The 11,677-nt window shown below is 54.9% G+C and carries 12 protein-coding genes; 7 read left to right on the top strand and 5 right to left on the bottom strand.

Going from position 1 to position 11,677, the window contains the following annotated elements; genetic code table 11:
- The first annotated feature begins 10 nt into the window (after positions 1-10).
- A complete protein-coding gene (gene tldD / locus ACQG19_RS22370) occupies positions 11-1,456 on the top strand; it encodes a metalloprotease TldD (protein WP_040021906.1) in 1,446 nt (481 codons plus the stop codon).
- A gap of 49 nt (positions 1,457-1,505) precedes the next feature.
- Here tldD and aaeR read toward each other — a convergent pair whose 3' ends face one another.
- The gene (gene aaeR / locus ACQG19_RS22365; protein ID WP_013098979.1) at positions 1,506-2,432 is read right to left on the bottom strand and encodes an HTH-type transcriptional activator AaeR; all 927 of its coding nucleotides are present in this window, start codon (positions 2,430-2,432) and stop codon (positions 1,506-1,508) included.
- A gap of 178 nt (positions 2,433-2,610) precedes the next feature.
- Here aaeR and aaeX point away from each other — a divergent pair, with 178 nt between their 5' ends.
- From aaeX to ACQG19_RS22340, 5 genes are all read left to right on the top strand, one after another.
- Entirely contained in the window at positions 2,611-2,814 is a 204-nt protein-coding gene (aaeX, locus tag ACQG19_RS22360) for a p-hydroxybenzoic acid efflux pump operon protein AaeX (protein WP_003860416.1), read from the top strand.
- 7 nt (positions 2,815-2,821) lie between these two features.
- Positions 2,822-3,754 (top strand): p-hydroxybenzoic acid efflux pump subunit AaeA, encoded by a 933-nt coding sequence (aaeA, locus tag ACQG19_RS22355; RefSeq protein WP_013098978.1) that lies wholly within the window; start codon positions 2,822-2,824, stop codon positions 3,752-3,754.
- A 5-nt stretch (positions 3,755-3,759) separates the two neighbouring features.
- The gene (gene aaeB / locus ACQG19_RS22350; RefSeq protein ID WP_013098977.1) at positions 3,760-5,727 is read left to right on the top strand and encodes a p-hydroxybenzoic acid efflux pump subunit AaeB; all 1,968 of its coding nucleotides are present in this window, start codon (positions 3,760-3,762) and stop codon (positions 5,725-5,727) included.
- Between the two features lie 88 nt (positions 5,728-5,815).
- A complete protein-coding gene (locus tag ACQG19_RS22345) occupies positions 5,816-7,270 on the top strand; it encodes an NAD-dependent succinate-semialdehyde dehydrogenase (protein WP_023620890.1) in 1,455 nt (484 codons plus the stop codon).
- A 45-nt stretch (positions 7,271-7,315) separates the two neighbouring features.
- Positions 7,316-7,588, top strand: a complete 273-nt coding sequence (locus ACQG19_RS22340) for a barstar family protein (RefSeq protein ID WP_013098975.1) — start codon at positions 7,316-7,318, stop codon at positions 7,586-7,588.
- Positions 7,589-7,655: 67 nt separating this feature from the next.
- On the opposite strand, the gene yhcN (ACQG19_RS22335) is transcribed toward ACQG19_RS22340, so the two are convergent.
- The 3 genes from yhcN (ACQG19_RS22335) to argR all read right to left on the bottom strand — a co-directional run bounded on the left by yhcN (ACQG19_RS22335) (position 7,656) and on the right by argR (position 9,141).
- The gene (gene yhcN / locus ACQG19_RS22335; protein WP_013098974.1) at positions 7,656-7,922 is read right to left on the bottom strand and encodes a peroxide/acid stress response protein YhcN; all 267 of its coding nucleotides are present in this window, start codon (positions 7,920-7,922) and stop codon (positions 7,656-7,658) included.
- Between the two features lie 109 nt (positions 7,923-8,031).
- On the bottom strand, positions 8,032-8,295 hold the full coding sequence (yhcN, locus tag ACQG19_RS22330) for a peroxide/acid stress response protein YhcN (protein ID WP_013098973.1): 264 nt from the start codon (positions 8,293-8,295) through the stop codon (positions 8,032-8,034).
- Between the two features lie 375 nt (positions 8,296-8,670).
- Positions 8,671-9,141: a transcriptional regulator ArgR gene (gene argR / locus ACQG19_RS22325; RefSeq protein WP_013098972.1), complete on the bottom strand. Its 471-nt coding sequence runs from the start codon at positions 9,139-9,141 to the stop codon at positions 8,671-8,673.
- A gap of 397 nt (positions 9,142-9,538) precedes the next feature.
- On the opposite strand from argR, the gene mdh reads away from it, so the two are divergent.
- Positions 9,539-10,477, top strand: a complete 939-nt coding sequence (gene mdh, locus ACQG19_RS22320; RefSeq protein ID WP_013098971.1) for a malate dehydrogenase — start codon at positions 9,539-9,541, stop codon at positions 10,475-10,477.
- A 50-nt stretch (positions 10,478-10,527) separates the two neighbouring features.
- Here mdh and degS read toward each other — a convergent pair whose 3' ends face one another.
- Positions 10,528-11,595, bottom strand: coding sequence for an outer membrane-stress sensor serine endopeptidase DegS (degS, locus tag ACQG19_RS22315; protein WP_013098970.1), 1,068 nt, complete (start codon positions 11,593-11,595; stop codon positions 10,528-10,530).
- Positions 11,596-11,677 lie beyond the last annotated feature (82 nt).

Genomic DNA, 11,677 nt, shown 5'->3' with positions numbered 1-11,677 from the left:
TAGCAATACGATGAGTCTGAACCTGGTAAGTGAACATTTGTTCGCAGCGAACGGCCTGAGCCATCAGGACCTGTTCTCCATTCTTGGTCAACTGACCGAACGCCGTCTCGACTACGGCGATCTCTATTTCCAGTCGAGCTATCACGAATCCTGGGTTTTAGAAGACAGCATCATCAAAGATGGTTCTTACAACATTGACCAGGGCGTTGGCGTGCGCGCCATCAGCGGCGAGAAAACCGGTTTTGCCTATGCGGACCAGATAAGCCTGGCTGCGCTGGAGCAGAGCGCGCAGGCGGCACGTACCATCGTGCGTGACGCTGGCGATGGCCGTGTTAAAACGCTGGGTGAGGTGCAGCATTCTGCGCTCTATACCAGCATCGACCCGCTGCAGAGCATGAGCCGTGAAGAGAAGCTGGATATCCTGCGCCGCGTGGACAAAGTGGCGCGAGCTGCCGATAAACGCGTGCAGGAAGTGTCTGCCAGCCTGAGCGGTGTCTATGAACTGATTCTGGTCGCGGCGACGGACGGCACCCTGGCGGCGGATGTCCGTCCGCTGGTGCGTCTCTCCATCAGCGTGCAGGTGGAAGAGGACGGCAAGCGCGAGCGTGGCTCAAGCGGCGGCGGTGGTCGTTTTGGTTATGACTGGTTCCTGGGTGATGTCGACGGTGAAGCCCGTGCGGACGCGTGGGCAAAAGAAGCCGTGCGTATGGCGATGGTCAATCTTTCTGCCGTGGCGGCACCTGCGGGGACATTCCCGGTGGTACTGGGCGCTGGCTGGCCGGGCGTGCTGCTGCATGAAGCCGTGGGGCATGGTCTGGAAGGGGACTTTAACCGCCGCGGCACCTCCGTATTTAGCGGTCAGATAGGGCAGCTTGTCTCCTCTGAACTGTGCACGGTGGTGGATGACGGTACCATGGTTGATCGCCGTGGCTCTATCTCCATCGATGATGAAGGTACGCCGGGTCAGTACAACGTGCTGATCGAAAACGGTGTGCTGAAAGGCTATATGCAGGACAAACTGAACGCGCGCCTGATGGGCGTGGCGCCAACGGGTAACGGCCGTCGTGAATCTTATGCACATCTGCCGATGCCGCGTATGACCAACACCTACATGCTGCCAGGCCAGTCCACACCGCAGGAGATCATTGAGTCTGTTGATTACGGGATCTTCGCGCCAAACTTTGGCGGTGGTCAGGTGGATATCACCTCCGGTAAATTCGTCTTCTCTACGTCAGAAGCGTATCTGATCGAAAAAGGCAAAGTGACCAAAGCGGTGAAAGGCGCGACGCTGATTGGTTCCGGTATCGAAGCCATGCAGCAGATCTCCATGGTCGGTAACGATCTCAAGCTGGACAACGGCGTGGGCGTCTGCGGTAAAGAGGGCCAGAGCCTGCCAGTGGGCGTGGGCCAGCCGACACTGAAGGTCGATAACCTCACGGTGGGCGGCACGGCGTAATTTTCTCCCCTCACCCTAACCCTCTCCCCAACGGGGAGGGGGGAAATACCTACTCTTTCCTTCTTCCCCGCATGCCCTGAAACAGTTCCGCAACCTCCACAAAATACTCGGTCAGATAGTTAATGCACACCTGCACCTTAAGCGGCAGTTTGTCTTTTTCGGTATACAGGGCATACACCGGACGCGGATCGGACTGGTAGCGAGGGAACAGGATCTCCAGCACTCCGCTGTTGATCTCATTGATCACCCACATTAACGGGACGTAAGCGATCCCGGCGCCCGCCACCAGCCAGCGCGAGATGGTCATCGGGTCGTTGGTGACAAACCGTCCTTCCGGCAGCAGTCGGGTAGAAATGCCTTCCGGGGCAATCAGTTCAAACTCATTATCGGGGCGGACGCTGTACTCCAGCCAGGAGTGGTTGGCGAGATCGGCTGGTTTCTCCGGCACGCCGTACTGCGCCAGATAGCTCTTCGAGGCACAGACCACCATCGGCATACTCCCGAGTCGACGGGAGAAGAGGCTGGAGTCCTGCAGCGCGCCAACCCGGATCACCACATCCAGCCCGTCTGCGATCAGGTCCGGGGCGGGAATACCGGTAACCAGATTCACGGTTAATCCCGGATATTCTTTCAGCATCTCTGCGGTCATGGCGGCGAGAACATTTTGTGCCATAGTTGAAGAACAGCCAATCCGCAGTGTCCCGATGGGCGTGTTGTTAAAGGCATAGAGCTGCTCGTGAACATCCTGCACTTCATGCATCATGCGGCGACAGCCCTGATAGTAAATTTTACCCGCCTCCGTCAGACCAATACTGCGGGTGCTGCGGTTGAGCAGCTTCACCTGCAGTTCATCTTCCAGTTTTGACACCGTCTGACTGATGGAGGATACGCTCATCTGCAACTGCCGGGCAGCAGCAGTAAATGAGCCAAGTTCAACCACTTTGGCGAAGACCGACATGCGTTTTAAACGTTCCATTGTTCACTCTGGCTTAAAAGTGATTTAGATCACATATTATAGATAACAGCATAACAGTTACGTTAATATATTATTAATTACATAACGGCTGCGCCATTCTCGCCCGGCGTTTCTTGCTCTTCCGCGGTGGCGTGCGCTAAAAATTCTGAAGCCTGCACTCTCTCTTATCAAGGTCAACATGAGTCTGTTTCCCGTTATCGTGGTGTTCGGTCTGTCGTTCCCACCGATATTTTTCGAGCTTCTTTTATCACTGGCGATCTTCTGGCTGGTGCGCAAGGTGCTGGTTCCTACCGGGATCTACGATTTCGTCTGGCACCCTGCATTGTTCAATACCGCGCTGTATTGCTGCCTGTTCTACCTGATATCGCGCATGTTTGTCTGAGGTTGATGTGAAAACGCTAACAAGAAAAATCTCCCGCACCGCCATCACCATGGCGCTGGTTATCCTCGCGTTCATCGCTATTTTTCGCGCCTGGGTCTATTACACCGAATCACCGTGGACGCGTGACGCGCGTTTTAGCGCCGATGTTGTGGCGATCGCCCCCGACGTGGCCGGTCTTATCACGGCGGTTAACGTCCACGATAACCAGCTGGTGAAGAAAGACCAGGTGCTGTTCACCATTGACCAGCCGCGTTACCAGAAAGCACTGGAAGAAGCGGAAGCGGATGTCGCCTATTACCAGGCGCTGGCTGCGGAGAAACGCCGCGAGGCGGGCCGCCGTAACCAGCTGGGGGTTCAGGCGATGTCCCGGGAAGAGATCGATCAGTCTAACAACGTGCTGCAAACCGTGCTGCATCAGCTGGCAAAGGCGCAGGCGACGCGCGACCTGGCGAAGCTCGATCTGGAGCGTACCGTGATCCGCGCACCTGCCGATGGCTGGGTCACCAACCTGAATGTCTATGCCGGGGAGTTTATCACCCGCGGTTCAACCGCCGTGGCGCTGGTGAAACAAAACTCATTCTATGTGCTTGCCTATATGGAAGAGACCAAACTGGAAGGCGTTCGTCCGGGCTACCGCGCAGAGATCACGCCGCTTGGCAGCAACCGCGTCTTTAAAGGTACCGTAGATAGCGTTGCGGCTGGCGTCACCAACTCCAGCAGCTCCAATGATGCGAAAGGGATGGCGACGGTTGATTCCAACCTGGAATGGGTGCGCCTGGCCCAGCGTGTGCCGGTACGTATTCATCTGGACGAACAGCAGGGCAACCTGTGGCCTGCGGGCACAACCGCGACGGTGGTGATCACCGGTGAGAAAGACCGGGACGCCAGCCAGGACTCTATTTTCCGTAAAATCGCCCATCGTCTGCGCGAGTTTGGTTAATCGCTATGGGGATCTTTACTATCGCCAGCCAGCACATTCGCTTCGCCGTGAAGCTGGCGAGTGCCATTGTGCTGGCGCTGTTTGTCGGCTTTCACTTCCAGCTGGAAACCCCCCGCTGGGCGGTGTTAACGGCGGCGATTGTCGCGGCTGGCCCGGCATTCGCGGCAGGTGGGGAGCCTTATTCCGGGGCGATCCGCTATCGCGGGATGCTGCGTATCATCGGGACGTTTATCGGCTGTATCGCCGCGCTCACTATTATCATTCTGATGATCCGCACGCCACTGTTGATGGTATTGGTGTGCTGTATCTGGGCGGGCTTCTGCACCTGGCTCTCCTCTCTGGTGAAGGTCGAAAACTCTTACGCCTGGGGGCTGGCGGGTTATACCGCACTGATTATTGTCATCACCATTCAAACCGAACCGCTGCTCGCGCCGCAGTTTGCCGTGGAACGCTGCAGTGAGATCGTGATTGGTATCGTCTGCGCAATTGTTGCTGACCTGCTTTTCTCCCCTCGCTCCATCAAACAGGAGGTGGATCGCGAACTGGATGCGCTGATCGTCTCCCAGTATCAGCTGATGCAGCTCTGCATCAAGCACGGTGACAGCGAAGAGGTGGACAAAGCCTGGAGTGGACTGGTTCGCCGCACGCAGGCGCTGGAAGGGATGCGCAGTAACCTTAATATGGAGTCCTCGCGCTGGGCGCGCGCCAACCGTCGTCTTAAAGCGATCAATACCGTCTCCTTAACGCTGATTACCCAGGCGTGCGAAACCTATCTTATTCAGAACACCCGCCCGGAATCGGTTACCGATACCTTCCGCGAACTGTTTGCCGAGCCGGTGGAAACGGTGCAGGACGTACATAAGCAGCTCAAACGCATGCGGCGGGTCATTGCCTGGACCGGAGAGCGCGACACACCGGTGACCATTTATACGTGGGTTGGCGCCGCGACGCGCTACCTGCTGCTGAAACGGGGCGTGATCGGCAATACGAAAATCAGCGCGGCGGAAGAGGAAGTCCTGCAGGGCGAAGTGGTGATCAAGGCGGAGTCGGCCGAGCGCCACCACGCGATGGTCAACTTCTGGCGTACCACGCTTGCCTGTATGCTCGGCACGCTGTTCTGGCTGTGGACTGGCTGGACCTCCGGCAGCGGCGCGATGGTCATGATTGCCGTCGTCACGGCGCTGGCAATGCGTCTGCCCAACCCGCGTATGGTCGCTATCGATTTCCTGTACGGCACGATTGCCGCGTTACCGCTTGGCGCGCTCTATTTCCTGGTGATCCTCCCGTCCACGCAGCAGAGCATGTTGCTGCTCTGTATCAGTCTTGCGGTGATGGCATTCTTTATCGGGATAGAAGTGCAGAAGCGCCGTCTGGGATCGCTCGGTGCCCTCGCCAGTACTATTAACATTCTGGTGCTGGATAACCCCATGACGTTCCATTTCAGCCAGTTCCTCGACAGCGCCCTGGGTCAGCTGGTGGGCTGTTTCCTGGCGATGATGGTGATTTTGCTGGTGCGCGACAATTCCCAGGCGCGAACAGGTCGCGTGCTGTTGAACCAGTTCGTTTCGGCGGCGGTCTCCTCCATGACCACCAACACTGCGCGCCGTAAAGAGAACCATCTGCCTGCGCTCTATCAGCAGCTGTTTTTACTGTTGAATAAGTTCCCTGGCGACATTGCCCGCTTTCGTCTGGCGTTAACCATGATCATTGCGCATCAGCGTCTGCGTAACGCACCGGTGCCCATCAACGACGATCTGTCGGCATTCCACCGCCAGTTGCGCCGTACCGCGGACCATGTGCTTTCCGCCTCCAGTGATGACAAACGACGCCGTTACTTTAAGCAGTTGCTGGAAGAGCTGGATGTCTACCAGGAGAAGCTCAGGGTCTGGGAAGCGCCTCCTCAGGTGACCGAGCCGGTAGCGCGGCTGGTGTTTATGCTGCACCGCTACCAGAATGTCCTGACGGATAACTGACTGAAGTAAAAAACCGACGCTAAAAGCGTCGGTTTTTTTGTGGCTATACTTATTTCTGCAGGCTCTTACATTCAGAAAGGGAGGACACATGACTACCCAGGCGCTTCAGGACCACATTCTTTTTCAGACCGGTTATCTGGTTAACGGCATATGGAAAACGCTGGACACGACGTTTGATGTGTTGAACCCGGCCACCGGTGATGTTATCGCCAAAGTGGCGAAAGCCGGTAAAGCAGAAACCGAAGAGGCGATTGCCGCCGCCGCGAAAGCCTTCCCGGCCTGGCGGGCCAAAACCGCGAAAGAGCGCTCGACCATTCTCTATCGCTGGTATGAACTGATTATCGAGAATAAAAGCTGGCTTGGTCGGTTAATGACCACCGAACAGGGCAAACCCCTGAAAGAAGCTGAAGGCGAGGTGGAGTACGCCGCCAGTTTTATTCAGTGGTTTGCCGAAGAGGCCAAGCGCGCTAACGGTGAAATTATTCCACCGATCAAACCGGGCTCCCGCATTCTGGCTACCCGTGAGCCTGTGGGGGTGGTGGCGGCAATTACGCCGTGGAACTTCCCGATGGCGATGCTCACCCGTAAGCTTGGTCCGGCGCTGGCCGCGGGGTGTACCGGGGTCATCAAACCGGCAAACAACACCCCGCTCAGCGCGTTTGCGCTGCTCACGCTGGCGAAACAGGCCGGTGTGCCGGATGGCGTCCTCAACGCCGTGGCCGGTAATACGCATGAGATCAGCGACGCGATTATGGCGAGTCACGAGGTGCGGAAAATCTCGTTTACTGGCTCCACTTCCGTCGGCAAAACGCTGGTGCGTAACGCCGCGGACACCATGAAAAAAGTTTCGATGGAGCTGGGGGGGAATGCCCCGTATATCGTGTTTGAAGATGCGGACATCGATGCTGCCGTCAAAGGGGCGATCGCCAACAAATTCCGTAATGCCGGACAGGTCTGCGTCAGCGTTAACCGCTTCTATATTCAGGAAACCGTCTACGACAAGTTTGTGAACAAACTGGCCGATGCGGTGAACGCGCTGAAGGTGGGAAATGGTCTGGAAGACGGTGTGGTCGTAGGCCCGCTGATTGAACCCTCCGCGGTGAACAAAGTGCGCGAGCATGTGGAAGACGCTGTTGCCCGGGGGGCGACTGTCCTGGCGGGCGGTAAACCACATCCGCTTGGGGGCAATTTCTGGATGCCCACCGTGCTTGGCGACTGTCATGAAGGCATGAAACTGGCGGAAGAAGAGACGTTTGGTCCCGTTGCCGCCTGCTTCCGTTTCACTTCTGAAGATGAAGTCATCCAGCGCGCCAACAACACGCCTTATGGTCTGGCGGCTTACTTTTATACTCAGAATCTGTCGCGCGTTTTCCGCGTCTCGCAGGCAATCGAAAGCGGGATGATTGGGATTAATGAGTGCGCCGTTTCCACGGAGCTTGGACCTTTTGGTGGGGTAAAAGAGTCTGGCCTGGGTCGAGAAGGGTCCGTGCTGGGGCTGGAAGAGTATCTGGAAGTCAAAACCCTGCATATCGGGGGATTATAATAGACAGGGCGGCATCTGCCGCTCGCCTGGACTGGGTGGCTGGCAATGAAAACCTATACCTTTGATTTTGACGAGATCGACAGTCAGGAAGACTTCTATCGTGAATTTATCCGGGCGTTTGATCTGGAACGGGAAAGCGTCACGAATCTGGATATGCTGTGGGATGTGGTGACCGGCAGTCAGCTGCCGTTACCGCTGGAGATAGAGTTTATTCATCTGCCCGATAAGCTGCGCAGACGATTTGGGGCGCTGATTTTATTGTTTGATGAAGCAGAAGAAGAGCTGGAAGGGCAGTTGCGTTTCAACGCGCGCCATTGATTACGCGAAAAAAAGCCCCTGACCAGCGAGGCCAGGGGCAAGTCGTATGATGAGATACGACGAGGGTTTATTTATACAGTTCTGCCGTAGCGTGCCAGTGGTCACCCTGATTCAGTTCGGTGACGCGGTAGCTGCTGGCGCCTGCTTTTTCAGCTTTTGCGGCCAGCTCCTGACGGATATCCATCGGAGAGCCGGTGACGGACGTTACGGAAACACTACCCATAGACTGCAGATTTTGCGCCTGCTCGGTATTCACCTGCTGGACGGCTGCGCTTGCGCCGAAAGAGAGAACCGATGCCAGACCGAGGGTTGCGATGATTAATTTGGTTTTCATAGTCTTTGCTCCTGAAGAGGTTTTTGCTCAACGGCGAGAAGGGTTGAACTGCTATTTTTATGCCTGGTGCCGTTGAGTGGAGATAGTCGTCTTCTGTTATTACTAAAACTTATTTATACAGCTCAGCGGTAGCGTGCCAGTGGTCACCGGAACGCGCTTCAATGATGCGATAGGATGATGCACCTTGTTCTTCCGCTTTTTTGTTCAGCATCTCATGCATGTCCATTGGAGACGTGCCGATTGCGCCGACAGAAACCGTACCGATAGCCTCACGGGATTGCGCCTGATCGGCATTAATGGAGTCTGCTGCGAAAGCACCGAATGACAGGACAGACAGGACGCTCAGCGCCGCTACAGTTGTTTTGATTTTCATGATTTTTACCTCGTCGAATTTTTTAGTGGGGTCTTTGTTTCGTGACCCTCATCACAAAATCAAGTATACACTAATAACGGTAAAAATTAATACCAGACTAATTGTTTCATGGGTGATTACGTGTTAAACAGCGCAATTTTTATAACCTAATGGCATAATGTTGGTTATTTTCTGTACACGTTTGCGTGTTATATCTAAGTAAATCATATGGATAAATGATTTTGATATTTTGTGCGATTCTTTGATTTATCATTCACTGGCTGAATGTTAATTAGTGGTAAAAAGCACTATTTGTTAAATTGAGGACAGGAGAAAACAGGGGAAAACGCAGCGGGGGCAGAATGAACCCCGTAGCGACGCTACGGGGAGAGAGGATTACAGCTCCTGTTCGAACAGAACCAGGATCGCCTCGTGGAGATCTTTCACCGAAAAGCCGTTGGCTGGCGTGGTAAAGATGGTGTCATCACCGGCGATGGTACCGAGAATCCCTTCCGTTTTACCCAGAGAGTCCAGCATGCGGGCAATCAGCTGTGCGGCGCCAGGGCTTGTGTGGATCACCACAACGGCATCGTTGTGGTCGATATCCAGAACCAGGTTCTTCAGCGGGCTGGAGGTTGTCGGCACGCCAAGTTCAGCTGGCAGGCAATAGACCATCTCCATTTTGGCGTTACGGGTACGCACCGCGCCAAATTTGGTCAACATACGGGATACTTTCGACTGGTTGATATTGTCGAAGCCTTGTTCCTGCAGCGCCTGAACAATTTCTCCCTGAGAACTGAATTTCTCTTCTTTGAGTAGCGCTTTAAACGCCTTTACTAATTCTTCTTGCTTAGACGAGCTTCGCATAAGTCACCCGGAATATGACGATAGAAACAACATTATTATGCATGTGGATGAATTTTTATGCAAATTATCTACCAGGCAGTAGCCTGAAATAATGTTATGAAAGGGAGTAATATTATCAGATTTCGTTATCGGAAAACATGCCTGGGTCACGCCACGCAAATAAGCTTAAAAGTAAATTAAATGTTATCAAAATGATGTTGTTTTGGTGGCGTGGCAGGGTGTATTGTAACCACCTCTTAATTCGTTGCCGTCTGTTGTCAGAGAGTCTTCTGGGAAGAGAGAAAGTCGCGTGACCTCAAATTCTTTAGCTACGAAAATTGTAATTAATTACCTGCTGAATTAAGGTCGCCGCAACGGATTTACAGATACTTAAGTTAACCATAATAAGGAGTTTAGGATGAAAGTCGCAGTCCTCGGCGCTGCTGGTGGTATCGGCCAGGCGCTTGCCCTACTACTGAAAACCCAACTGCCTTCAGGCTCAGAACTCTCCCTGTACGACATTGCTCCGGTAACCCCAGGTGTGGCGGTTGACCTGAGCCACATCCCGACCGCCGTTAACATCAAAGGCTTCTCCGGCGAAGACGCGCGTCCTGCGCTGCAGGGTGCTGACGTTGTGCTGATCTCCGCTGGTGTGGCGCGTAAGCCAGGTATGGATCGTTCCGACCTGTTCAACGTCAACGCAGGCATCGTGAAAAACCTGGTGCAGCAGATCGCTGAAGTGTGTCCGAAAGCGTGCATCGGTATCATCACTAACCCGGTGAACACCACGGTCGCTATTGCGGCAGAAGTACTGAAGAAAGCAGGCGTTTACGACAAGAACAAACTGTTCGGCGTGACCACGCTGGATATCATCCGTTCTAACACCTTCGTGGCTGAGCTGAAAGGCAAGCAGCCTACGGAAGTTGAAGTGCCGGTCATCGGTGGTCACTCTGGTGTGACAATTCTGCCTCTGCTGTCGCAGATCCCAGGCGTGAGCTTCACCGAGCAGGAAGTGGTTGACCTGACCAAACGTATCCAGAACGCAGGCACCGAAGTGGTGGAAGCGAAGGCGGGTGGCGGTTCTGCAACGCTGTCTATGGGCCAGGCGGCTGCACGTTTCGGTCTGTCACTGGTTCGCGCGCTGCAGGGCGAGAAGGGCGTGGTTGAATGCGCTTATGTTGAAGGCGATGGCGAACACGCGCGCTTCTTCTCCCAGCCGCTGCTGCTCGGTAAAAATGGTATCGAAGAGCGTAAGCCAATTGGCACGCTGAGCGCGTTTGAACAAAACGCGATGGAAGGCATGCTGGACACGCTGAAGAAAGATATCACGCTGGGCGAAGAGTTCGTTAACAAGTGATCTTGTCCCGGTAAAAAAAACGGAGCGCTACGCTCCGTTTTTTATGCCCGTCAGTTGGTGGCCGGGTATTCCTGAATGGTCACATGCAGCGTCAGTTTCTTATCGTTGCGCATGACTTCAACCGGGATGATGGAACCCGGGCGAATTTCTGCCACCTGGTCCATCGTCTCAAGCGCAGAGACCGCCGGTGTGCCGTTGACCGACAGAATGACATCATTAACCTGAATGCCCGCATTGGCAGCCGGTCCACCAGGCGCCACTTCGTTAACCACAATCCCCTGAATCTGATCGATCCCGCCACCCTGCGTATGCATAGGAGCAATTTCGCGACCACCAATCCCGATGTAACCGCGGATCACGCGACCGTCCCGGATCAGCTTGTCCATAATTTTGGTTGCCAGCTGGAACGGAATGGCAAAGCCGATCCCTTCCGGCGTCTCGCCATCGTTGCTTTTATCGAAGGAGAGGGTGTTGATACCCATAAGCTCGCCCAGCGAGTTGACCAGCGCACCGCCGGAGTTCCCGTGGTTGATGGAGGCATCGGTTTGCAGGAAGTTCTGCCGTCCCGATGGGTTCAGACCGATGCGACCCGTGGCGCTGATGATCCCCTGGGTGATGGTCTGCCCCAGGTTGTATGGGTTACCGATAGCCAGAACCACATCGCCAATGTGCGGAGTGCGTTTACGGTTGATCGGAATCACGGGCAGCCCGCCGGTGGCGTTGATTTTCAGCACGGCCAGATCGGTCAGGCTGTCAGAGCCGACAAGTAAGGCCTCAAACACGCGGCCATCCTGAAGTGCGACGATGATCTGGTCAGCATCGTTGATCACGTGCTTGTTGGTAATGATGTATCCGCGATCGTCCATAATCACGCCGGAGCCGAGGGTACGGATCTCCAGCTGGTTATGGGCTGAACTGTTAAGACCACGGTTGTAGACGTTCACCACTGCGGGTGCGGCACGGCGAACGGCCTGATTATAGGTGGCAGGCGTTTCATCCGCGCTGTCAAACTGGGGAGCCGACAGCTTGTTGAACTGGCGTAAAGACGGCATGGCCGCTAACAGCAGGCCCGCAACAATCAAACCGATGGCAATGGAACGAAAGAGCTTTAAAAGCATGATGCGCGTGTCGTTAAAAAAGGAACGGTTTGCAGCATAACATGAGTTATCCCGGACATCACACGCGGCGGTGATACCCGGG

The sequence above is a fragment of the Enterobacter cloacae complex sp. 277I4 genome, assembly GCF_050031465.1.
Lineage (GTDB): Bacteria > Pseudomonadota > Gammaproteobacteria > Enterobacterales > Enterobacteriaceae > Enterobacter > Enterobacter cloacae.
The sequence above is the reverse complement of the archived record's forward strand: the minus strand, read 5'-3'. Positions and strand labels throughout refer to the sequence as shown.